Here is a 22,376-nt window from a genome sequence, read left to right on the forward strand (position 1 = left end):
GAAAGTGAAGCAGTGCATCAACTGCATGACCCGGTTGCCGCGCAAGGAGGTCACCGAGGTCGCGTGGTGTGCCTTGTGCACGCCGTGCCTGCAGGTCGTGTCGGACCAGATGAAGCTCCTGCACGACCGGCCCGGTGGCGCGGCCGTGCAGATCTACCAGTGCGGCTGGTGCGGTGTCGCGCGCTCGTGCGGGGTCGGCCTGAGGACGCGGTGCCTGGTCTGCCTGGACGACAGGTCCGTGCCGGATCCGGCCGCGCAGAAGATCGCGCACCGGCTGGAGCTCGAGGGTTCCTGGCGCGAGAACTCGGAGTTCATCGCCGCGACGACCGTGAAGATCCGGCTCGCGAAGTACTTCCAGCCGGGCTGGACCGTGCTCGCCACCGACATGCACGGGTTGCCGTGGACCGCGTTCCGGTGGTTGACGAAGTCGCACGGGACGTGGGGGAGTAACGCCGAGACCGGCGAGGTGGTGCAGCTCAAGCACTCGCGCGGCGAGGAGAACCTCCTTTACCTGGTGCGGTACGGGAAGGTGCTCAAGTTCGGGCGCGGCAACGCCGAACGAGTCGGTGCGCACGTGTCCCAGGGCGCGGTGCCGGTGCTCGTGCTCCTCGCTGCCCGGCAGGAGGTCTCCGTTGCCCGCGACCAGCTGAAACGCTTGCACCGCACCGAGATGGTGTCGTTGCGGACGCCGGTGGACCTGTTCGCGGTGCTGCCGGACGGGCAGGACGTCACCGATCAGCACTCACGGAGTTGAGCCCTGCCTCCAGGCCGTTCAGGATCGCGTGGCAGTCGCGGTGCAGCTGGTGGGCGTCCGGGGCGGTGACCACGAACAGGCCCAGCCAGTTCCGGGATCCGCCGCTGGGGTCGTAGACCGGCACCGGTTCGCCGACCGGCATCGAGAAGGCCGGGATCTCCTCCAGCTCGGTGCCTGGCGTCACGATCGCGGACCAGTCGACGTCGTCGGGGCGCCACAACGGTTGCGTGCTCCACGGTTCACCCGCGGCGTTCGTCGGGATGACCGCGACCGACGCGGCCGCCCGGCCTGCTGTGATGAGCATCTGGGCCGGGTAGAAGACCTCGCGGCCGAGGAGCTGGTCGACGAGCATGCCGATCGGGTCGATGCCGAAGACCTCCTCGATCTCCCTGGTGATCATCACGCCGCCGAACCGCGCGCCGGTCTCGATCAGCGTGAGCGAGCCGTCCTTGCCCAGCTTGATTTCGGTGTGGGTGCCGCAGGTGTCGAGCTGCAGCGCGTTGACGGCGTCGCGGGAGACCTCCTCGATGCGGCGCTGGAGGTGGTCGGGCAGGGTGCACGGGGCGGTGCTCGCGACCTCGGTGAACGGCGGGATCGCCGGCAGTCTGGCCGTGATGCACAACGGCTGGTAGACGCCGTTCGCGACGATTCCCTCGACGCTGACGTAGTCGCCGTGGCCCGGCCCCGGATACCAGCCTTCCGTGGTGCCGCTGAAGATCTCCTCGACGAGGAGGTCGCCGTCGGTGTCCTGGGCGTACAGCTCGTTCATGCCCACCTGGCTGCCGAGCTTGAGCGCCTCGGCGACTTCCGCCCACGCTTCCTTCACGTCGGTGTGGGCGTGGAGCACCAGTTGCGCCACGGAACCGGCGCCCCAGGCCGGTTTGAGGAGCACGGGTGGAGTCAGTTCGGCGAGCGCGTTGTGGAGGTCTGCCTCGGACTCGACGCGGCGGAAGTTCGGGATCGGCACGGTCGCCCGCTGCCAGGTCTCGCGCATCAGCCGTTTGTCGCGTGCTCGCACCAGGTTCGGGCCCGCGCCTGCGAGGCCGAGGCGGTCCGCGACGCAGGCGACGAGCAACACGGCGAACTCGGACAACGTGATGATCGCGTCCGCGCCGATCGCTTTCGCGTGCTGGGCGACGAACTCCACGAGCTCTTCACCGCGCGGCGCGTCCGGAGCGTCGACGATGCCGGTGCAGAACTGTTGTGCTGCTTCGGGAACCGGCATGAGCGCCAGGACGTGCAGCTCGCCTTTCGCGGCGATGCGCGGGAACGAGTGCTCCGGAGGCGGGCCGCCCTTGACGTACAAGTAGAGGATCTTGCTCATCCGGAGCGCTCCTTCGTGCGGACGAAATGGATCGACAGCGCGACGACGACCATCAGCAGCACCGTCCCCGCCGCCGCGTGGACCAGGAAGTCGTTCATGGCGCCGCGGGCGAGGTAGCCGCCGAGCAGGAAGATGACCAGCGAGCACACCGCCCGGTCGATCAGCGACTCGATGGACAGCAGCGTGGCGCGGCTGCGGGGGTCGGTGATGGCGTCGTTGACGAGCTGTCGCTGGACCGGGAACGACAGGCCGGTGGCGAGCGAGAACACACACAGGCAGGCGATGGTGGCGACGAGCCCTGCCGGTGCGAGCAGCGCGAGGCAGACCGCCATCACGGTGGTGAGCACGAAGACCGCGCGCAGGTCGCTCATGGCTCGGCGGATGAGGTTCGGGCGGGCCGCTCCCAGCGCCTCGAACAGCGTGGTGACGGCCATGAGCACGCCGAAACCCGCTACCGGCAGGTGTTTGGCGTCCAGCACCGGCTGGAAGAGGTTGGCCTGGAGGATGCGGACCAGGGTGAAGATCGCGACGCCCTGGACCATCAGCAGCACCAGGTAGTGGTCGCGTTTGAGGGTGGCGAAGGCTCGTCTGACGGCGAGCTTCTCGTGGTGGTGCTCGCCGGGCGGCAATGGCGGGAGCTTGAGGGCGATGCCGAGTGCGATCAGTGTGGCGGCCGCCGAGAGCCAGTACGGCGAGGTGAACTGCCACTGCATCAGGACACCGGCGGCGGGCAGGGCCACGACGCGTCCGGTGAGACTATAGGCGCGGGCGCTACCTTCCGCCTGCTTGTAGAGGGCGTCCTGACCGGTGCGGTGCAGGTACTCGTAGACGTACGCGCTGCCGGCGCCGGACGTGAACGAGTAGGCGAGCGCGATCAGCAGGAAGTGGGTGAGGAAGCCCCAGTAGTTCTGGACGAAGACCGGGATCAGGTTCGCGGCCGTCAGCGTGATGGCGCCGAGCTGCAGGAACCTGCGGTAGTCGAAGCGGTCCGCGAGCACGCCGGTGGGCACGTCGAGCAGGCAGAACGCGACGTAGTAGATGGCCTGGATGCCGAAGATCTGCTGGTCTGTCAGGCCGATGTCGCGCTGGTACAGGTAGAAGATCGGCAACCACAGCAGCAAACCGTTGAACAGCTGATAGCCCTTGTACAGGCGGATGACCGTCATGCGTACGGACGCAGCTGCAGCAGGTGCACGTGGTTCTTGTCGGCGGCCCACTCGATGTCGACGGGCTGGCTGAAGGTGTAGTCGGGGGAGAAGTGGGACTGCAGCAGACGTCCCGCCGTTGCCAGTTTCTGCAGCTGCTGCTTGGTTTCCTCGTCCACATCGGACTCGCCCAGCGCGACCGTGCGGCCACCGCCCTCGACCGTGTTGAACAGGTACTGCGACGGCTGGGCCTCGCCGTCGACGACGTCGGTGACCTTGCCGGCGACGTTGATGTAGACGTTGCGGAAGTCGTTGCGGTTCAACGGGTTCGTCGTGACCATGACGCCGCCTCGGTCGGACGGCACCTGCTCCTGGATGATCACACCCATGTAGGCGTCGTCGAGGGCGATCCCGGCCTGTTTGCGCAGGAGGGTGCTCCGGGCGTTGACGAGGCTCGCCCAGACCTTCTTGACGCTGCTGAGGATTCCGCGCGCGTCGCTGACGTGCGTGACCGACTCGTAGATGCCGGCGGCGGAGAACCCGGCGAGGTCCTCGGCGTTGGACGAGCTGCGGACGACGAACGTGCTGACGCCGGAGAGGTGCCTGATGATCGCGTCGTCGATCTCGGTGAGCAGCGCGTCGGGGAACTTCGCGGTGCGGATCAGGTGCTGCAGTTCGACGCACTGGGCGTCGGTCTGCGGGGCGTCGAGCTCGAGGGCGAGCTTGAGCTTGCCGATGGCCTGCTGCAGGCGCGGGCTGGCTTCCAGGAAGCGCTGGTGCAGCGAGAACGGCAGCGCGATGCCGCGCGGGATGCGGATGTGGTCCCTGAACAGGGCTTTCGCGCCCTCGTCGAGGTCGTCGGTGCCGAGGAGCTGTTCGAGGTAGGGCAGGAGGTTCTCGCGGGGCGGCCTCGGGATGCGGTAGAAGCCGAGCCAGCGGGTGGAGCCGTTCTTCGCGACCTCGTTGAGCTCGCCGAGGTTCGCGGCCTTGGTGCCGTACCTGGTGCTGTCGCGCCACCGGAGGTCTCGCAGGTCGGCGATCCTGTCGTTGTTCAGGTCCGGCTCGTCCATGGTGACGCGGGTGGCGAGCCACGCGGGCTTGCGCGTGTCGGGTTGCTCGATCGGCTCGACACCGATCTTGGTCGCGTCGGGGTCGACGGTGTAGCGGACCCAGCGGCCGTTGAGGTGCGCGAGGTCGTCGACGGCGCGCAGCTGGATGGCGTTCGGGATGCCCCAGCCGCTCGCCAGGACGTTGGTGTGCGACAGCGGCGTGGTGTGCTCGGAGTTGACAACGCCTGTCAAGCGCGGAATGTCGTCGGGCACCTTCGCCATCACGATGATGTCGTGCCAGGCGAGCTGGTTCTCCTCGTACTCCTGCTCCGTGCGGAAGATCCTCAGTCTTCCTTCGGCGGTTCCGGGGTTGAGCGGCACGAACTCATTGGTTGAGAAAAGCTCATAACTGAGGATGCGGGGCAGGACGTCTTTCGGAATTTTCGCCACGTGACTTTCCTGCAGGTGATTAGCCGGTTTCAGCAGGATCGGCACGCTCTGGTCGACGTTCGCGCGCACCTCGTCGTAGAAGTACTGCAGCATTTCGGCCGTCATGGTGTCCGCTTCGACCGTTTCGAGCGAGAAGAACCTCTGGTCGTGCAGCGCGAGGATGCCCAGGCAGAACCTGCGGTCCACGCGGTGGTAGACCTCGAAATTGATCTCGTCGAGCCGGCGTTCCAGCTCGTCAGGCGGCATGTGCAGGATGTGCGCGGCGATGTACTTGACGTGAAAGAGGTTCTCCCGGCTGTCCATGAAGTGGATCAGCCCGGTCTCCCGGTCGACCACGAGCTTCACGAACCGATAGCCGCCCAATGTTCCGGACAGCTGCGTGAATGCCGAGAGCGTGAGCCGTTCACCGATCAGCGCAGGTGCTTGCACGCGCCGAAAGATACCCTCGTGTTTGCTGTCGTGGCCACAAACGTCTCAGCTGGCCGATTTCCTTGTCTCAACTCTGTCAAGAAGTGACAATCCCTGTCATGCGCGTCTTGTTCGGCGGTGTTCCCGCCGCCGGCCATCTGTTCCCGCTGATCCCGCTGGCCCACGCTCTGCGCGATGCCGGTCACGAGGTGGTCGTCACCTCCCTGGACGGGGCCGAGTCCCTGGTGGCCGACCTGCCGTTCGCCTGCCCCGCGCCGGGCGTCGACTGGCGCCGCACCATCCGCTCCCTGGGCGCCGCGCGGTTGCCGGTGGAGATGGCCCGCACCGTGGAGACCAACTCGGCGGACCGCGAGGCCTTCGTCGCCCTGGCCGCCCTGGTCAACGGCGAGGTGGCCGAGAGCGTCGCCGCGTTCGCCTCGTCCTGGCGCCCCGATCTGGTGGTCTACGAGTACCTGTTTCCCGCGGCCGCCGCGGCCGCGACCCTGCTGGGCGTCCCGGCGGTGCGCCACGATCTGGGCTTCACCGACATCGCGCCGCTGCACGCCGTAATGACCAAACACATGGCCGTCCCGATGGGCGAGGTCCTGTCCCTGGACGTCGCCCCGCCGTCCATGGTCGGCGGCACGTCCCGCGGCTGGCCACTGCGTCCCGGCGCCTACACCGGAACCGGCGTGGTTCCACCCCGCTCCGGCCCGCGGATCTCCGTCACGCTCGGAACCGTGCCGCCCAAGGTGGGCGGCTTCTCGACCCTGGACCGCGTGGTCACCGCGGCTGCCTCCGTGCCGGCCGAGTTCGTCCTGGTCATGGGCGACATGGACATCAGCTCGCTGGGCGACCTGCCGCCCAACGTGACGCCCTGCGGCTGGGTCCCGTGGGACGCCCTCGTCCGCACCTCCGACGCCGTCATCCACCACGGCGGCTCCGGCACCGCGCTGGCGGCCCTGGCCTGCGGTGTCCCGCAGCTCGTACTGCCCGACGGCTCGGACCGCTTCGCCGCGGCGTCGGCGGTGCACTCGCGTGGCGCGGGCATCGAGGCGCGCGGTGCCGACGTCGACGCGGAGCTGATCTCGCGCTTGCTCACCGACGCGGAGTTGCTGGCCGCGTCTCGCGAGGTGGCGGCGGAGATCGCCGAGATGCCGTCCGTGGCCGCCGTCGCGCGCCGGCTGGAAGGCCTGGTGGCCTGTCAGCCGACGGGCACCTGAGCCGCATCAGCGCACCGATGACACGGCCGGCCGGTCAGCACCCCGGCCGGTGCGTGGTCCGCGCAGCCCGTGAACAGGGCGAAGATCGCCCCAGCCTGGTCGTCCACACCCAGCGCGAGATGTGCCTCCGCCTGGCCGAGCAGGAAGCCTGACTCCTGGTGCAGCTCGAGGGCCTGAGCGGCGAGAGACCGCGAACCCAGGTGCGCGAGCGTGACGAGGGCACGTCCCTGGTGAGCCAGCAGGCCGAGGTCGGAGGCGAGGTCGAAGGCGCGCGAGGCGTGGTCGCGGGCGGCGTCGAGCGAACCGAGGCTGAGGTGGACGCGGGCCAGGTCGACGAGGATTCCCGGCGCCAGCTGTGCGTACTGCAGGGAGTCGGCGAGCTGGGAGGCCTTCAGCAGCGTGGTGAGGGCGAGCGAGTGCCGGCCGGCGTGGGACTGGAGCTGCCCCAGCGTCATGTAGGCGGCGGGAGCGAAAGGCTGGGTGGACGGGCTGGTCGAGAGCGGCAGCAGCTCGTCGAGCGCGGCGAGAGCGGAGGCGGTCTCGCCCGTGTCCCGGGCCAGGGAGGCACGAGTGGCCAGAGCGTGCAGACGCCACACGGAGTCGCCGGTTCCGGACGCCAGCTTCTCGAGGCGGGCGAGCATGGCGGCTGAGCGGTCCAACCGGCCCAGCTGGCGCGTGACGAAGCAGATGGACAGCATCGTCGCGGGCTGCAGGGCGGTCTCGTCGGTTTCGCCGCGGTAGTGCAGTTCTTCTTCGTGGCACCGCAACGCGTCGTGGAGCCTGCCCGCGTAGCCGAGGGTGATGGCCATGCTGGTGCGCAGGTCGGCATGCTGCCGCGGGGTCGTGGCCAGGGGGAGAGCAGAGCGCAGGACGGCGAGGGTCTCGCGGACCTGGCCGCGCATGCCGGTGCACCGGGAGACGTTGTGCAGGGCGTAGAAGCGGCCGGCCGAGTCGCCGGCCTGGCCGTAGAGGTCGGCGGCCGTCCTGAACTCGGTGGCGGCGAGCGCGGCGTCGTCGGCCATGTGCGCGGTGCCGGCGGCGGAGTGCATGGTCGCCTGACCCACCAGGTCCTGCTCGGCGACCGCGGCGGCCAGGCCCGTGGAGAACAGGCGCAGCGACTGCGTGAAGTGGCCCATCAGCCAGAGGTGGCGGCGCAGCGCGTCGGCGAGCTGCCACGTGCGGCCGGGCGGGCTGGCCAAGGCGGCGGCGAGCACGTTCTCGTACTCGTCGTCGAGCCACTCGGCGGCGTCGGCGCGAGTGTCGAACGTGACGGCGGTCGGGCGCGGCCGGCGGATCATCTGGGGCGTGACCAGGTCGCTGGCCGCGTCCGTGGTCTGCAGGTAGTGGTCGAGCAACCGGGGGAGTGCGTCGAGCTCAGCGGTTGCGAGGTCACGGGCGTAGGCATGCAACAGGTCGTGCATGCGGTAGCGGTGCCGGCGGTGGCGTTCGACGAGGCTCGCGCGTTCGAGCTCGGCCAGCGCGGAGCCGGCGTCCATGCCCAGCAACGCCGAGGCCGCGCGCGGGGTGAACGACGGGCGCGGGACCAGGCCGAGCAGCCGGAACAGGCGAGCGGCCGTGCCGTCCAGGGCGCGGTAGGAGAACTCGAACGCCGCGGTCACGAGCGGGGCGTTCGCCAGCGCGGTCACGGCGTCGCTGATCGGCGCCCGGCTCGTCGCCGCCACGCGCAACGCCAGCGGCAGGTAGCCGCACAGCCGCGCGAGTTCCGACGCGTTGTCGCTGCTGCCGGTCAGGGACTCCACCAACGCGCAGGCGTCGGACGGGCTCAGCACTTCGAGCGCCAGCCGGTGCGCGTCGTTCAGCGCGACGAGGCCACGCAGGTCGTTGCGGCTGGTCACGACGGCCGCGCACGACGGGTCGGCGGGCAGCAGAGGCCGGACCTGGTCCTCGCTGGAGGCGTTGTCCAGCACCACCAGCACGCGCCGGCCCGCGAGCAGGCTGCGGTACAGCGCCACCTGGTCATCCAGCTCGCGCGGCACCTGTTGCACCCCGAGCGCGCGCAGCAGTGACCGCAGTGCCTCGTCCGGCGAGACGGGCGACTCGGCGTCGAAGCCGTGCAGGTTCAGGTAGAACTTGCCGTCGGGGAAGTCCGCGCGGTGCGCCCAGCGGATCGCCAACGCCGTCTTCCCGACCCCCGGCGGGCCGGTGACCAGCGACAACGGGCCCGTCAACGCCGCCAGCTCACCCACCCGCCCCACGAACGTACGGGACTCCAGCGGCAGCGCGGCCCGGCTCGGGTGGCCCAGTTCCTGGTGTTCGGACGTCGCCTGTCCGCGCAGGTCGTCGAGGCGCGCGGCCAGTTCGGGCAGCCGCGCGAGGCCGTCCAGCGCCGGTCCGCGCCACAACGCCAGCGCCGAGCGGTAGGCAGTGGCGGCCTCGCCGAGGTCTTGACCGGCTCGCAGCGCACGGGCGTGCGACAGCCGGTGCGTGAACTCGTGCAGATCGGTCGAGCAGGACAGCCGGTAGCCGTCGCCGTCGGTGGTCACGACCTCCGCACCCAGCCGGGCGCGCAGCATGTGCACGCGCTTCTGCACCTGCTGGCGGTGCCGGGCGGGCAGCCGCGCACCCCACAGCGCCGAGGCGATCTCGTCGGTCGCCATCGGAGCGTCGACCTTGGACGCGAGAACCGCCAGAAGCGCCTGCTGTGTCGGGCCGCCGACATCGACCGTCGTGTCGTCGATTCGCACCTCGAACGCGCCCAGAACGCGAATGCTGACCCGCACCCGGCGAAGGGTAGCCGAAGTCGCCAGCTGAGACGCACTCCGATTTCGCAAACGGCTGCAGATTGAATTTAGGAATGCAGGCTCGTTGGATTAGGAATTGCTCCAGTCTGGGTCCATGAATGTTCCAAGAGGGCGCCATCTGGGCTTATTGCCAGGTGGGGAGGCTGGATCGACGCGTTCAAGAATTTTGTGAGCAATACTCGTGAGTATTCCTCAAATGGCGGATGACTCGGTGGTGGCGGAGGATTGTCTGCCCTCAGTCAATGCATAGATCACCGATCGAGGAGATCGCTCATGCGTGGGAAGAAAATTCTGGGTGTGACTCTGGCGGCCGTTTTCGTCGTGTCCCTGGTGCCGTCCGCGTCGGCCCTCACCACCGGTACGGCGGGAGTCTTCGTCCCACTCGCGACCACCTGCGGCCTCCTGCCGCCGCTGTTCGAGGACACGGCCAGCGTGCCGGCCGCCGCGTTCGACGAGCACGGCTGCGGCGCCGAGATCCTCGTGACCTTGGCGGTCAGACGGTGACCGCCAAGGTCACGGACAGATGCGTGGGCTGTGCCAGCGGTGACATCGACCTCAGCCCCGCCGCGTTCCGGAAGATCGGCCGTCTCGACGAGGGACGGGTCAAGGTGAGCTGGGACTTCATCTGACGCCTCGTGGGCGAGGTGCCGGGTCTTGGCGGGCGACCGAACCTCACCGGACTGTGATCAGCCGCGTTATCGTTGACGCGTCCGGTGAGGGGAGGTCCGCGTGCGAGTGCTCGCTGTCGTGTTGCTGCTGCTGTTCTCGGCGACCCCGGCGCACGCCGCGTCGGGCACGTACCTGCGCCTCGGGCACTTCTCGATGGACCAGGCCCGCGTCGACGTCACGCTCGACGGCGTCAAGCTCGGCACTCTCGACTACGCCCAGCTCTACGACTACCGCCTCGTCGAGCCGGGGGACCACGTCGTCGAGTTCCGCACGGACCCCGGCTCGCCGGTGCTGAGGTCCGTGCTGGTCAAGGCCGCCCTGGGCAAGGCGTACACGGTCATCGACCTGGCGTCCTCGATGAAGGTGCTCGAGGACGACGTCAGCCTTCCTCCCAACGGCCAGGCGCGGTTGCGCGTCCTCAACGCCGGTGACGCCGAGATGGACGTCCTGCGCGGCAGCGTCTTCGTGCACCGCAACGTCCAGGCGGGCTCCACCACCGGTTACGTGGTGATGCTGCCCGGCTCGGACGCCCTGCAGATCACCCAGCGCGGCAAGGAGTCCACCCGCCTGGAGGCGACGCTCGAGTCCGGCGCGGTCTACACGCTGCTGGTGAGCGCGCGCCGCATCGAGCTGCGCACGGACGCCAAGGGCGCCCAGGTCGTGCCCGGCGGCGGTCAGGAAACCGGCTTCGGCGGCATGGCGGGCGGCTGGGACTGGGTCACCGCGCTGGTCATCGCGCTCATCGTGGGGCTCGCGATGTTCTCGGTGCGCGGCAGGCTCTTCCGGTTCGGCTGATGAAGGGCAAGCTCGTGATGGGCGCGGCGATCCTGGTCGCGCTGATCTACATCGTGAAGGATCCGGGGGCCGGCTCCGTCCCGGATCCCGTGACCGTCCGGATCCCGTCGATCGGTGTGGAGACGTCGCTGGAGTCCTTGAAGGTCGACTCCGCCGGTGTGCTGGAACCGCCCACGCGCTCGGACAAGGCCGGGTGGTACGCCAAGGGCGTACCACCCGGCGACGCCGGACCCGCCGTGATCGCCGGGCACGTCGACTCGAAGACCGGACCGGGCGTGTTCTTCCGGCTGCCGGAACTGAAGCCCGGCGCCGAGGTCCTGGTGAAGCGCAAGGACGGCAGCGAGCTCACGTTCGTCGTGCACCACAGCTACTCCACCCAGAAGACCGCGTTCCCGAGCGCCGTCGTCTACGGGCCGACGCCGCTGTCCGAGCTGCGCCTGGTGACGTGTGGCGGCGACTTCGACCGCGTCGCGGGCAGTTACCGCGACAACCTGATCGTGGAAGCGGTGCTGAAAGCCTGAAACAGCAAGAAAGTTGCAACAACTGCACGTCGGAGCGGTCCGTGCCAGCATCCGGGCATGACCAACGGAGTGCACTCTCACGAGCACAGCCACGGCGACGTGACCCACACGCATCCGCACGAGTCGCATGAGCACTCGCACGTCGAGCACCAGCACGAGCACACGCACGACGGCGAAACGCACTCACACGCCCACGTGCACGACGCCGACCATCCCGAAGAACACCGGCACTCCCACGCCTGAGTACCGCAACGGGAGCGCCGCGGTCCGCCGAACGGGACCGCCGGCCGCTACCCTTGCCCCCTCTGCCGCCATCATCGTCGAGGCGGCAGGAGCAGTGCAGTGTCCCGAATGGCGAAAGTCCTCGTCACGCTCGTAGTTCTGGCCGGCGTGACACCGGTGGCGCACGCGGCGCCGGCGTGCTGGCAGGAGTTCTGCGGCAAGTACCCACCCGCGCACCAGGCGGGCGAGTGGTCGTCCGCACACGTCTCGTACGGAGCGAACGGCAAGCTGAAGTACGCGTCCGACAAGGACGGCAACCGCGTGCCGGACTTCAGCTACGTCGGCTACCACTACGGCGAGAGGCCGCTTCCGAGCGTGCCGGACGTCGTCACGATCAGCCCGGTCGCCGGTGACAACACCGCGCACGTCCAGCAGGCTCTCGACCAGGTCGGCGCCCGCACGCCCGACGCGAACGGGCATCGCGGCGCGGTCAAGCTCGCCGCCGGCAAGTACGAGATCCGCGGCATCGTGCGGATCAGGCAGAGCGGCGTGGTGCTGCGTGGATCCGGTGACGCCACCACGTTGTACGGCCGGGGTGACGCACCGCACCAGCGCACGATCGTCGTGCTCGGCAGCGACTCGAAGACGCCGTGGACGACCGGTTCGGCCACCGAGGTCACGACGCCGTTCGTGCAGGTCGGGTCGTTGAGCCTGGAGGTCGTGGATCCCACCCGGTTCAAGGCCGGCCAGGAGGTGATGGTCAAGCACCCGTCGTCGCAGAAGTGGATCGACGCGGTCGGCGGCGGAGGCACCGTGAACTCTCCCAAGTGGACGGCCGGGTCGATGGATCTGAACTGGGTGCGCCGGATCAAGGCGATCGACGGACGCACGCTGACGTTCGACGCCCCGATTTACAACCACCTCGACAGGTCTTTGGCTGTTTCCACGGTCGCGCCGGTGACCGCGCGGAACCTCGTCACCGAGTCCGGAGTGGAGAGTCTGCGGGTCGACGTCGAGACCAAGGGCGGCGAGGACGAGAACCACGCCTGGAACGCGATCGGCGTGTTCGGGGCGGACGACAGCTGGGTGCGGTCGGTCAAGACCCGCTACTTCGGCTATGCGGGCGTCGTCACCGAACGGTCGGTGCGCATCACCGTGAAGGACTCGCAGGCCACCGACCCGGTCGCGATCCGCACGGGCGGCCGCATGTACAACTTCGCGGCCAACGGCAACTCGCACCTGATCCTGTTCACCGGCGTGCACGCCTCGAAGGCGCGGCACGCGTTCGTCAGCAACGGCGCCAACTCCGTCGCGGGCGTCGTGTGGACCCGATCCACAGTGGACGGTGGCGACGCCGAGGCGCACCGGCGGTGGAGCCAGGGCCTGCTGTTCGACAACATCCACGTCGTGAGCAGCAGCGGCCAGGCCAAGCTGATGAACCGCGGCGACTACGGCACGTCACACGGCTGGGGCGCCGCGCACTCGGTGATCTGGGACTACAACAAGGAAATGGTCGTCCAGAAGCCGCCGACCGCGCAGAACTACGCCGTGTCCAACGAGGGCACGCGGCGCTCGCAGCCGTACTTCCCCGGGCCGTGGGGCAGCATCGAGATCAAGACCGGCCCGCTCGTGCCGGAGTCGCTGTACGAGGCCCAGGTCGTCGACCGGCTCGCCACGACATCGACTAGTGGGACTCGCGGGTGACCTCGCTGCCGCTGGAGCCGACCAGGAAGTCCAGGTCGGCTCCGGTGTCGGCGCCCAGCACGTGGTCGATGTAGAGCCGCTCCCAGCCGCGCTTCGGTGCCGCGAACGCCGCCGCCATCGCCTCGCTCGGTGTGCGCTCGGCGAAATCCGGTGCCTCCACGTCGATCCGGCGGTTCTCGACGTCCAGCACGATGACGTCGCCGGTGCGGACCAGGCCGAGCGGCCCGCCCGCGGCGGCTTCCGGTGCCACGTGCAGCACGACCGTGCCGTACGCGGTGCCGCTCATGCGCCCGTCGCAGATCCGGACCATGTCGCGCACGCCCTGCTCCAGAAGTTTCTTGGGCAGCGGCATGTTCGACACCTCCGGCATGCCCGGATAGCCGCGCGGGCCGCAGCCGCGCAGCACCAGCACGGAGTCCGCGTCCACGTCGAGGTCCGGGTCGTCGACGCGGGCGTGGAAGTCCTCGATGCTGTCGAAGACGACGGCTCTGCCGCGGTGCTGCAACAGGTTCGCGGACGCGGCGGCCGGTTTGATCAACGCTCCGGACGGCGCGAGGTTGCCGCGCAGCACCGCGATGCCGCCCTCGGCGATGATCGGCTCGGCCCGGCCGCGAATTACCTCGGGGTCCCAGATTGGCGCGTCGTCCAGGTAGTCGACGAGCGGATTGCCGGTGACGCTCAGCGCCGTCGGGTCGAGCAGGTCCCGCACCTCCCGCAGCACGGCCAGAAGCCCGCCCGCGCGGTGGAAGTCCTCCATCAGGAACCGGCCGGCGGGCTGGAGGTCCACCAGCAGCGGCACGCCGGAGCCGACGCGGTCGAAGTCGTCCAGCGTCAGGTCGACGCCGAGGCGCCCGGCGATCGCGAGCAGGTGCACCACGGCGTTCGTCGAGCCGCCGATCGCCGCCAGCGCCACGATCGCGTTGTGGAAGCTGGCCTTCGTCAGGAACGTGCTTGGCCTGCGGTCCTTCTCGATCAGTTCGACGATCAGGCGTCCGGTGCCGTGCGAGGCCTCCAGCAGCCTGCTGTCAGGCGCTGGAGTGCCCGCCACACCGGGAACGATCGTGCCGAGCGCCTCGGCGACCAGTGCCATCGTCGAGGCGGTGCCCATGGTGTTGCAGTGGCCGCGGCTGCGGATCATCGCGGACTCGGACCGGGCGAACGCCTCCTGCGACAACGTTCCGGCGCGCACCTCCTCGGACAGCCGCCAGACGTCCGTGCCGCAACCCAGCGGCACACCGCGGAACGTGCCGGTCAGCATCGGCCCGCCCGGCACCACGACCGCCGGGATGTCGACGGACGCGGCAGCCATCAGCAATGCGGGAATCGTCTTGTCGCACCCACCGAGCAGCACCACGCCGTCGACGGGGTTGGCGCGCAACATCTCCTCGGCGGCCATCGCGGCCATGTTGCGCCACAGCATCGCGGTCGGGCGGACGTTGGTCTCGCCGAGCGACACCACGGGCAGGTTCAGCGGGACGCCGCCCGCCTCGTGCACGCCGTTCGACACCGACGCCGCGATCTCGTTGAGGTGCGCGTTGCACGGCGTGAGGTCGGAGGCGGTGTTGGCGATGGCGATCTGCGGTCTGGCGAAGGCGTCGGAGGGTGCGCCGCGACGCATCCAGGCGCGGTGGATGTAGGCGTTGCGGTCCTGACCTGCGTACCACTGCTCGCTGCGAAGTGTCACGGCGCGCCTCCCTGCCACTGAGCCTAGGCCACGACGATGTCCTCTCCCTTGATCTTCGTCTTGATCTTCGGCAACGGCTTCTTCGCCGGCCCGCTCTTGCGCTTGCCGTCCACCGAGCTGAACCGGCTGTCGTGGCACATGCAGACGATCAGGTTCTTGTCGACCTCGCTGCACATGCAGCCCTGATGCGTGCACTTGGCGTCGAACGCCGTGTACGTGCCCTTCTTCGGTTGCGCGACGGCAACGGACGTCTCGTCGTCGAAGTAGACGATCACGCCGCCGTTGAGCGGGACGTCGGCCTTCTTCGCGAGGACGGTGCCGGGCGGGAGCTTGCCGCACGGCTGGACGTCGGAGGCGGCGGCAGCGGTGCCGGCGGTGATCACGGTCGCGGCCGCGGCACAGCCACCGATGAAGCAGCGGCGGCTGACGGTGGTGGGATCGGTCGGGAGCTCCATCTCGAAGCGCTCACTTCCTGCCGAATTGAGACGGCGGAGGCGGCTTTCTCACCTTGGCGTGGCAGGCCGAGCCTCCACAACCCCGTAGGCGAATCCCGAATTTTCGACGCTCAAAGGGGTAGGTCGGGCGGGAGTTGCAGCGCGATGGTGATCAGCGAGTGGACCCGGTTCGCGATCACGGTCAGCAGGCCGTGCATCGCGGGGGACGCGGCCTCGGCGGCTTCCTGGAGCGTGCGCAGGTCGGTGTCGATCTGGCCGAGCACGGCAGTGGTGTCGGCCGGGGCCGCCGCGAACGCCCGCGCGATGTCCTCCAGCGGCAACCCGTGGACCTCCAGGCGCTGGACGAGATGGATGCGCTCCACGTCGTCAGCGCGGTAGAGGCGGTAGTTGCTCGCAGTGCGCTGAGCAGGGCTGATCAGGCCCAGGGTCGTGTAGTAGTCGACCGTGCGGATGCTGACTCCGGCGCGGGCGGCGAGCTCGCCGATCTTCACCAGTGACTCGGGCAAAACGGGCGACCTCCGTCCCGGAAACCGTACAGTGCCACGTGCTACTGTTGGAGTATGCCTGATGAAGCCGACATAGACGGCTGTAGTACGTGGCCGGGTGCGTCTTGTTGATCGCGTCCGGCTTGCTCGCCATCGTGGTGCTGACGATCGCCACGGGGTATTTCGTAGCTCAGGAGTTCGCGTACATGGCGGTCGATCGCGGCCGCCTGCAGCAGCTGGCGGAGGCCGGGTCCAAGGCCGCCGACCGCGCGTACCGCGTGACTCAGAAGCTCTCTTTCATGCTGTCGGGTGCCCAGTTCGGCATCACGGTGACTGCGCTGCTCGTGGGGTACGTGGCCGAGCCGCTGCTCGGCACCGGTCTGGGCGTGCCGTTCTCGATGGTGATCGCGCTGGTCTTCGCGACCTTCGTGCAGATGGTGCTCGGTGAGCTGCTGCCGAAGAACCTCGCCATCGCCCGGCCCGAACGCCTGGCGCTGGCGCTCAGCTCGTCCACCCTCGTCTACCTCAAGATCGCGGGACCGCTGATCCGGTTGTTCGACGCGGCCGCGAACCGGTTGCTGCGCGCTGTCGGCATCGAGCCGGTCGAGGAGCTGCCGCAGGGCGCGACGCCGGAGGACCTCAGGGCGATCGTCGAGGACGCGGGGGAGCAGGGACACCTGGACCCCGAGCTCACCCGGTTGCTGGAGCACGGCATCGGGTTCCGCGAACTCGTCGCGGAACAGGCGATGACGCCGCGGGTGAAAGTCCACGCAGTGCGGTTCGACGAGCCCGCCTCTCGCGTGGTCGCGTTGCTGGACACCGGAAACTCGCGTTTCCCGGTGGCCGGCGAGGACCTGGACGACCTGCGGGGTGTCGTGGGGCTGGCCGAGGTGCTGACGTTGACGCCGGCCGAGCGCGCGACGGTGGCCATCGAGAAGATCGCCTCGCCCGCACTGGTGGTGCCGGCGACGCTGCCGTTGCCCGCTGTGCTGGAAAGGCTGCGCACCGAACGCCGCCAGCTCGCCTGCGTGGTCGACGAGTTCGGCGGGTTCGCGGGCGTGATCTCGCTGGAGGACCTGGCCGAGGAGCTCGTCGGTGAGATCCACGACGAGGACGACCTGGTCGCGGACATGATCGAGAAGATCGGGCACGACTGGCGCGTGCCCGGCCGGATGCGGCTGGACGAGGTCGAGGACGCCACGGGCGTCGAGCTTCCTGAGGACGGCGCGTACGACACGGTGTCGGGTCTCGTGCTGCACCAGCTTGGGCGCGTTCCCGAGGCCGGTGACGAGGTCGTGCTGGACGGCGTGACGCTGCGGGTGACCGCGGTGGCGCGCAACGTGCCGGACACCGTGGTGATCAGCGTGCTGGAGACGGCCCGATGAGCATCGTGATCTCCGTGGTTCTGCTGGCGTTGAACGCTTTCTTCGTGGCCGCCGAGTTCGCGTTGATCGCGGCCAAGCGGCACCGGCTGGAGACGGCCGCCGAGACGTCACGTGCGGCGCGCGCCGCCGTGGCGGGTGTGCGGGAGCTGTCGCTGATGCTCGCGGGTGCCCAGCTCGGCATCACGCTGTGCACGCTGGGTCTCGGCGCGCTGGCCAAGCCGGCCGTCGCGGATCTGCTGGAACCGGCTTTCACGTGGCTCGGCCTGCCGGACGCGGTCGCCTACGGTGTGGCGTTCGCGATCAGCCTGGTGCTGGTGGTGTTCCTGCACATGGTCGTGGGCGAGATGGCGCCGAAGTCGTGGGCCATCGCGCATCCCGAGCGGTCCGCTCTGATCCTGGCGCTGCCGTTCCGCGCGTTCGCCCGCTCGGTCCGCTGGATCCTCAGTGGACTGAACTCGACGACGAACTCGTTGCTGCGCTTGATGAAGGTCGAGCCGCAGGACGAGCTGGCGCAGGCGCACCGGCCGGACGACCTGAGGATGCTGCTACGGCAGTCCGCCGAGCACGGCCTGATTCCCGAGGGCCAGCAACGGTTGCTGACCCGGATGCTGCAGGTCCAGCGGACGACCCTGCGTGAGGTGATGGTGCCGATCGCGCAGACGTCGTCGGTCACCCTGCACACCACGGCACGGGCGATCGAGCGGCGCAGCCTCCAGTGTGGACGGTCGCGTTTCCCGGTCACCGACCTGCGCGGCCGGTACGTCGGCCTCGTGCACATCCGCGAGGCCATGCGAGCCACGGCGCGCGGCGAGGACCCGGAGGCGCGGGAGCTGATGGGGCCGGTGCTGACGTTGCCGGCGTCGCTGCCGGTGGCCCAGGCCGTGACGGCGATGCGGGACTCCCGCGCCCAGCTCGCGCTGGTCGAGGACGGCGAGGTCGTGGGCATCGCCGCACTCGAAGATCTCCTCGAAGAGCTGATCGGCGACTTCGAGGACGAAACCGACACCCGTCCGGTCAGCGTCCGCTGACCGGAGTTTCCCAGGGAGGAAACACACATGTTCAAGCGGATGCTCAGCGCTTTCGGCGTCGGCGGCCCGTCGGTCGACACCGTGCTGGACTCGCCGCACGCCGCGCCCGGCCAGCTCGTCACCGGCCAGGTGCGCATTCAGGGTGGCAGCGCGGACGCCGAGATCGGCGAGGTCGTGCTGTCGCTCGTCACGCGCGTCGAGGTCGAGCACGGCGACCACGAGTACGGCGGCGTGTCCGAGTTCATGCGGGCCGTGGTGCAGCAGGGGGTGCGGGTCCAGGCGGGTCAGCTGGTGACGATCCCGTTCCAGCTGCCGATCCCGTGGGAGACCCCGATCACGGCGGTCGGCGGCGCGCAGCTGCCCGGCATGACCGTGGGCGTGCGGACCGAGCTCGTGATCGCGGGCGCGCCGGACAAGGGCGACCTCGACCCCGTCCTGATCCACCCGCTGCCCTCGCAGGACGCGGTGCTGACCGCGTTCGGGCAGCTCGGGTTCGGCTTCCGCAGCGCGGACGTCGAGGCGGGGCGCCTGCACGGCGTGCCGCAGGAGCTCGGGTTCTACCAGGAGATCGAGTTCTTCCCACCCGCCCACTTCGCGGGCCGGGTGCAGCAGGTGGAGCTGACGTTCGTGGCGTTGCCGCACGAGCTGTTCGTGATCCTCGAGGCCGACAGGCGCGGCGGCATGTTCTCGTCGGGCGGCGACGCGTTCGGCCACTTCCGGCTGTCGCACCAGGAGGCTCAGACGGCCGACTGGGCGACGTCCATCAACGGATGGCTGGCCCAGGTCGCCGAGCGCGGCGGAGCCCACCACGGCTATGAGCACGGCTATGACCAGCACGGACACCACGGCGGCCACGGTCACCACGGTCGCGGCATGGGCATGGGCACGGTCGTCGCAGCCGGTGCCGCGGGTGTCGTGGGCGGCATGGTGGTGGGCGAGATGCTCGACGACGCGTTCGAGGACTTCGGCGACTTCGGCGGCGAGTGAGGTTCGGACTCCACCCATCGGGGTAACCGCGTCCTGCGTCAAGCAGTCGGCGTTGTTGCCCCGGTGGACGGAGGACGGTGACAACGTGAAGACGCTTGCGCTCGACTACGCGCTGCGGGTCACGCGAGAGCTCGGCCTGAGCGGCGAGTCCTCGTGTGTCGACAGGGACAAGCCGCTGCGGGTCTACATCGCGGTGGACGGCAGGCTGCCTGACCACCCCGACTGCCTGGTGGCGCTGCTGTGGACCGAGCGTCACGGGTGGGCGATGGCGGTCGAGGAACCGGGCGGTGCCGAGCTGACCGTGGTGGCGCACCTGGGCGGCGCCGTGGAACCGCCGCCGCGCACGGTGGCGCGGTGGGTCCGCAAGCTGCTGACGGAACAGCGGCCGGCCCACGAGGTGAACCGGCCGCTGGATCGTCGCGCGGGTTAGCCGACCGCGACCGGCTCCTTCTCGCCTTCGCGCTCGAACTCGTCCAGCGCGGTGCCTTCGACGTCGAGTTCCGGCAGCCAGCGCAGCCACTTCGGCAGCCACCAGGCGCGCTCGCCGATCAGGGCCAGCGCGGCGGGCACGAGCACCATGCGGACGATGAACGCGTCCACGAAGATGCCGACCGCCAGGGCGAACGCGATCGACTTCACGGTCGCCTCGCCCGCGGGAACGAAGCCGGCGAACACCGAGAACATGATCAGCGCGGCGGCCATGACGACCGGGGCCGCCTGGCGGAAGCCCGTGGTGATGGCCTCGATCGGCTTGGCGCCGCGGTGGTGCGCCTCGTGCATCCGGGACACCAGGAAGATCTGGTAGTCCATGGCCAGGCCGAACAGGATGCCGATCACCAGGATCGGGGTGAGGCTGATCAGCGGGCCGGTGCTGTCGAGGTTCACCGCGCTGGAGAGCCAGCCCCACTGGAACACCGCCACCGTCGCGCCGAGTGAGGCACCGATGGTCAGCAGGAAGCCGAGCACACCCACGAGCGGCACGAGCAGCGAGCGGAACACCAGGATCAGCAACACGAGCGCCAGGCCCACCACGACGGCCAGGTAGATCGGCAGCGCGCGGTCCAGCGACGTGGCCACGTCGACGCTCACCGCGGTGGCGCCGGTGACGTAGGCCTTGCCACCGTCCACACCGGACAGTTCAGCGCGCAGGTCGGCGACGAGCTGTTCGGTGGCGGTGCTGTCCGGGCCGGACTTCGGGATCACCGTGACCATCGCGGCGGAACCGTCCGGGCTCGGCTGGGCGGGCGTCACCAGTGCGACGTCGGCCATCTTGGAGATCGGCTCGGCGGCCTTGGTGGCGGTCGCGGCGGCGTTGTTGCCCTCGACGAGCACGATGATCGGACCGTTGAAGCCCTCACCGAAGCCCTGCGCGAGGATCTGGTTCGCGCGCTCCTGCGTGGAGTTCGCCGGCGGCTTCTGGATCAGCGTGGTGTCCATGGAGGCCACCGGGATCGCGACGATGCCGAGCGCGACGACACTCAGCAGCAACGCGACGACGCGGTTGCGGGTGACGGCCTTGGCCCAGCCGCGGATCACGCCGCGGTCGGTGGGCTCGGACGTGGCGGCGGCGCGTTCCTTGCGGGTCAGCACGCGGCGGCCGAGCATGCTCAGCACCGCGGGCACCAGCGTGACGGCGATCAGCACGGCGACGACGATCGTGGCGGCGGCCGAGACGCCCATCTGCGTCAGGAACGGGATGCCCGCGATCGCGAGGCCGACGAGCGCGATCACCACGGTGAGGCCGGCGGTGACCACAGCGCTGCCCGCCGTGCCGACAGCGGTCGCGATGGCGTGGCCGACGTCCGCACCGCGACGCAGTTCCTGCCGGTAGCGGTTGATGATGAACAACGCGTAGTCGATGCCGACCGCGAGACCCAGCATCGAGGCGAGGATCGGCGTGGTCGACTGCAGGTCGGTGAACCCGGACACGATGGTGATGCCGAGCGTGCCGATGCCGACGCCGATGGCGGCGGTCAGCAGGTTCATTCCCGCAGTCACGAGCGAGCCGTACGTCAGCGCGAGGATGACGAGAGCCAGCACGACACCGACGGCCTCCGTGGGCCCGCCGACGTGCGGCGTCTGCTGCATCGCGGTGCCGGTGACCTCGACGGTCAGGCCAGCCGACCTCGCCTTGTCGACGGCTTTGGTCAGCTCCGCGCGCTGCTCGTCGGTGACCTCACCGGGCTTCACGTCGTAGGTGACGGTGCTGTAGCCGACGTTGACGTCCTTGTTGACCGTCGGCGCAGCGGGGTCGAGCGGGTTGGTCGCGTGCCGGACACCCTTGAGCGCCGACTCGTCGTTGACGAGCTCGGTGATCGCCTTGGCCTGCTGCGGCAGCTTCTGACCCTCCGGCGCCTTCAGGACGACGCGCGCGGACGCGGTCTCGCCGGAGCCGAACTTCTGCTGGATGCGCTCGAGCGCGGTCGTCGACTCCTGACCGGGGATCGACATCGAGTTGGACGTCTCGCCGCCGAGCGTGAAGGCACCGACACCGGAGCCGATCAGCACGAGCAGCCAGATGAGGACGACGGGGAGCCGGTGCCGGTGGGCTGTGAGTCCCAGCTTGTAGAGCAGTTTCGCCATGATGTTCAGGCCTCCCGGTGCCCGAGTGCGTCGTAACAGGTAGCGAGGATCAAGGGGCGCCACGTCGTCTTGTCACCCTCCTGGTTGGCCAGGAGAGTGAGCACGGCCATGGCACTGAGCGCGGCGACAATGCGTATCGCGCGCGGCAGTTCTTGCTGCGGGTCGATGACGAACATCTCGTTGAGCAGCAGTTCGTCCTGGGTCTGCTGGGGGTCCTCGCCCGGTGCGGTCATCGAGCGGAACAACAGAGCCACCAGCCCGGGCCGGTCCAGCGCGATGTCGGTGAGCAACTCCAGCGCCCGCCTCTCCCGAGCGGGTCCCGGCGGCATCGGCGAGACGAGGTCGAGAACCTGCCTGCTCAGCACCCGGCTGTGCTCCCACGCCGCTTCGAAGAGAGCGTCCTTGCTCGGGAAGTGGTGCAGCAGACCGGCCTTGGACAGGCCGACAGCGTCCGCGAGCGACTTCAACGAGGTCTGCTCGAAGCCGTGCCGCGCGAAGAGCGCGGCGGCGGCGTCGAGAATCGTCTCGTCGACTCCGGTCCTGGGCTGTCGTGGCATGCGGACGACTTTACGGCGTTTACCGACCGCTTTGGTAGGTTTACCGACCGATGCGGTCGGTGGCGTTCGTCACTCTGATGGCTTAACGGTCGAGGTGCGCGGTAGGGGTCGGCTTGCTTGGTGTGCGCTTGATGCGCGGCCGCTGGGGCTGCGGGTCGCTGGGGGCTGCGGGTCGCTTGAGGTCCT

The 22,376-nt window shown here is 69.3% G+C and carries 21 protein-coding genes; 12 read left to right on the forward strand and 9 right to left on the reverse strand.

The annotated features are described in order from the left end of the window. Positions 1 to 4 precede the first annotated feature (4 nt). A complete protein-coding gene (locus ABZ345_RS31225; RefSeq protein ID WP_359856504.1) occupies positions 5 to 754 on the forward strand; it encodes a hypothetical protein in 750 nt (249 codons plus the stop codon). Here ABZ345_RS31225 and ABZ345_RS31230 read toward each other — a convergent pair. From ABZ345_RS31230 to ABZ345_RS31240, 3 genes are read right to left on the reverse strand one after another with little or no spacing between them, the layout of a single operon-like run. Beyond that, positions 729 to 2,078 (reverse strand): ATP-grasp domain-containing protein, encoded by a 1,350-nt coding sequence (locus tag ABZ345_RS31230; protein WP_359856507.1) that lies wholly within the window; start codon positions 2,076 to 2,078, stop codon positions 729 to 731. The genes ABZ345_RS31225 and ABZ345_RS31230 overlap by 26 nt on opposite strands. Further along, entirely contained in the window at positions 2,075 to 3,244 is a 1,170-nt protein-coding gene (locus ABZ345_RS31235; RefSeq protein ID WP_359856510.1) for an MFS transporter, read from the reverse strand. Before ABZ345_RS31235 ends, ABZ345_RS31230 begins: the two co-directional genes overlap by 4 nt. Then, positions 3,241 to 5,151, reverse strand: a complete 1,911-nt coding sequence (locus tag ABZ345_RS31240; protein WP_359856513.1) for a PEP/pyruvate-binding domain-containing protein — start codon at positions 5,149 to 5,151, stop codon at positions 3,241 to 3,243. Before ABZ345_RS31240 ends, ABZ345_RS31235 begins: the two co-directional genes overlap by 4 nt. 98 nt (positions 5,152 to 5,249) lie before the next feature. Here ABZ345_RS31240 and ABZ345_RS31245 point away from each other — a divergent pair, with 98 nt between their 5' ends. Then, positions 5,250 to 6,353: a nucleotide disphospho-sugar-binding domain-containing protein gene (locus ABZ345_RS31245; protein WP_359856516.1), complete on the forward strand. Its 1,104-nt coding sequence runs from the start codon at positions 5,250 to 5,252 to the stop codon at positions 6,351 to 6,353. Here the strand turns inward: ABZ345_RS31245 and ABZ345_RS31250 are convergent. After that, the gene (locus ABZ345_RS31250; protein ID WP_359856519.1) at positions 6,335 to 9,094 is read right to left on the reverse strand and encodes a BTAD domain-containing putative transcriptional regulator; all 2,760 of its coding nucleotides are present in this window, start codon (positions 9,092 to 9,094) and stop codon (positions 6,335 to 6,337) included. The genes ABZ345_RS31245 and ABZ345_RS31250 overlap by 19 nt on opposite strands. 294 nt (positions 9,095 to 9,388) lie before the next feature. On the opposite strand from ABZ345_RS31250, the gene ABZ345_RS31255 reads away from it, so the two are divergent. The 6 genes from ABZ345_RS31255 to ABZ345_RS31280 all read left to right on the forward strand — a co-directional run bounded on the left by ABZ345_RS31255 (position 9,389) and on the right by ABZ345_RS31280 (position 13,026). Then, on the forward strand, positions 9,389 to 9,619 hold the full coding sequence (locus ABZ345_RS31255; RefSeq protein ID WP_359856521.1) for a hypothetical protein: 231 nt from the start codon (positions 9,389 to 9,391) through the stop codon (positions 9,617 to 9,619). Beyond that, positions 9,616 to 9,744 (forward strand): RlpA-like double-psi beta-barrel domain-containing protein, encoded by a 129-nt coding sequence (locus tag ABZ345_RS31260; RefSeq protein ID WP_359856524.1) that lies wholly within the window; start codon positions 9,616 to 9,618, stop codon positions 9,742 to 9,744. Before ABZ345_RS31255 ends, ABZ345_RS31260 begins: the two co-directional genes overlap by 4 nt. 100 nt (positions 9,745 to 9,844) lie before the next feature. After that, the gene (locus ABZ345_RS31265; RefSeq protein ID WP_359856527.1) at positions 9,845 to 10,579 is read left to right on the forward strand and encodes a DUF4397 domain-containing protein; all 735 of its coding nucleotides are present in this window, start codon (positions 9,845 to 9,847) and stop codon (positions 10,577 to 10,579) included. Further along, positions 10,579 to 11,100, forward strand: coding sequence for a class F sortase (locus tag ABZ345_RS31270; protein WP_359856530.1), 522 nt, complete (start codon positions 10,579 to 10,581; stop codon positions 11,098 to 11,100). The genes ABZ345_RS31265 and ABZ345_RS31270 overlap by 1 nt, the downstream gene beginning before the upstream one ends. Before the next feature lie 57 nt (positions 11,101 to 11,157). After that, the gene (locus tag ABZ345_RS31275; RefSeq protein ID WP_359856533.1) at positions 11,158 to 11,343 is read left to right on the forward strand and encodes a zinc transporter Slc39a7; all 186 of its coding nucleotides are present in this window, start codon (positions 11,158 to 11,160) and stop codon (positions 11,341 to 11,343) included. Positions 11,344 to 11,451: 108 nt separating this feature from the next. Beyond that, positions 11,452 to 13,026, forward strand: coding sequence for a hypothetical protein (locus ABZ345_RS31280; RefSeq protein ID WP_359856536.1), 1,575 nt, complete (start codon positions 11,452 to 11,454; stop codon positions 13,024 to 13,026). Here the strand turns inward: ABZ345_RS31280 and ABZ345_RS31285 are convergent. The 3 genes from ABZ345_RS31285 to ABZ345_RS31295 all read right to left on the reverse strand — a co-directional run bounded on the left by ABZ345_RS31285 (position 13,007) and on the right by ABZ345_RS31295 (position 15,671). Beyond that, positions 13,007 to 14,710, reverse strand: a complete 1,704-nt coding sequence (locus tag ABZ345_RS31285; RefSeq protein ID WP_359856539.1) for a dihydroxy-acid dehydratase — start codon at positions 14,708 to 14,710, stop codon at positions 13,007 to 13,009. The two genes, ABZ345_RS31280 and ABZ345_RS31285, sit on opposite strands and share 20 nt — an antisense overlap. Positions 14,711 to 14,733: 23 nt before the next feature. After that, positions 14,734 to 15,165, reverse strand: a complete 432-nt coding sequence (locus ABZ345_RS31290) for a Rieske (2Fe-2S) protein (RefSeq protein WP_359856542.1) — start codon at positions 15,163 to 15,165, stop codon at positions 14,734 to 14,736. A 110-nt stretch (positions 15,166 to 15,275) separates the two neighbouring features. Continuing rightward, positions 15,276 to 15,671 (reverse strand): MerR family transcriptional regulator, encoded by a 396-nt coding sequence (locus ABZ345_RS31295; protein WP_359856545.1) that lies wholly within the window; start codon positions 15,669 to 15,671, stop codon positions 15,276 to 15,278. A 107-nt stretch (positions 15,672 to 15,778) separates the two neighbouring features. Between ABZ345_RS31295 and ABZ345_RS31300 the strand changes: the two genes are divergently transcribed. The 4 genes from ABZ345_RS31300 to ABZ345_RS31315 all read left to right on the forward strand — a co-directional run bounded on the left by ABZ345_RS31300 (position 15,779) and on the right by ABZ345_RS31315 (position 19,480). After that, positions 15,779 to 17,035, forward strand: coding sequence for a hemolysin family protein (locus tag ABZ345_RS31300; protein WP_359856548.1), 1,257 nt, complete (start codon positions 15,779 to 15,781; stop codon positions 17,033 to 17,035). Then, a complete protein-coding gene (locus ABZ345_RS31305; RefSeq protein WP_359856550.1) occupies positions 17,032 to 18,063 on the forward strand; it encodes a hemolysin family protein in 1,032 nt (343 codons plus the stop codon). The genes ABZ345_RS31300 and ABZ345_RS31305 overlap by 4 nt, the downstream gene beginning before the upstream one ends. 27 nt (positions 18,064 to 18,090) lie before the next feature. Then, entirely contained in the window at positions 18,091 to 19,050 is a 960-nt protein-coding gene (locus ABZ345_RS31310; RefSeq protein WP_359856553.1) for a sporulation protein, read from the forward strand. Between the two features lie 85 nt (positions 19,051 to 19,135). Next, positions 19,136 to 19,480: a DUF6292 family protein gene (locus tag ABZ345_RS31315; protein ID WP_359856556.1), complete on the forward strand. Its 345-nt coding sequence runs from the start codon at positions 19,136 to 19,138 to the stop codon at positions 19,478 to 19,480. On the opposite strand, the gene ABZ345_RS31320 is transcribed toward ABZ345_RS31315, so the two are convergent. Both ABZ345_RS31320 and ABZ345_RS31325 read right to left on the reverse strand, forming a co-directional pair. Then, positions 19,477 to 21,633, reverse strand: coding sequence for an MMPL family transporter (locus ABZ345_RS31320; protein ID WP_359856559.1), 2,157 nt, complete (start codon positions 21,631 to 21,633; stop codon positions 19,477 to 19,479). The genes ABZ345_RS31315 and ABZ345_RS31320 overlap by 4 nt on opposite strands. Before the next feature lie 5 nt (positions 21,634 to 21,638). After that, entirely contained in the window at positions 21,639 to 22,190 is a 552-nt protein-coding gene (locus ABZ345_RS31325; RefSeq protein ID WP_359856562.1) for a helix-turn-helix domain-containing protein, read from the reverse strand. Between the last annotated feature and the right edge of the window lie 186 nt (positions 22,191 to 22,376).

The sequence above is a fragment of the Lentzea sp. NPDC005914 genome (assembly GCF_040629405.1).
Taxonomy (GTDB): Bacteria; Actinomycetota; Actinomycetes; order Mycobacteriales; family Pseudonocardiaceae; genus Lentzea.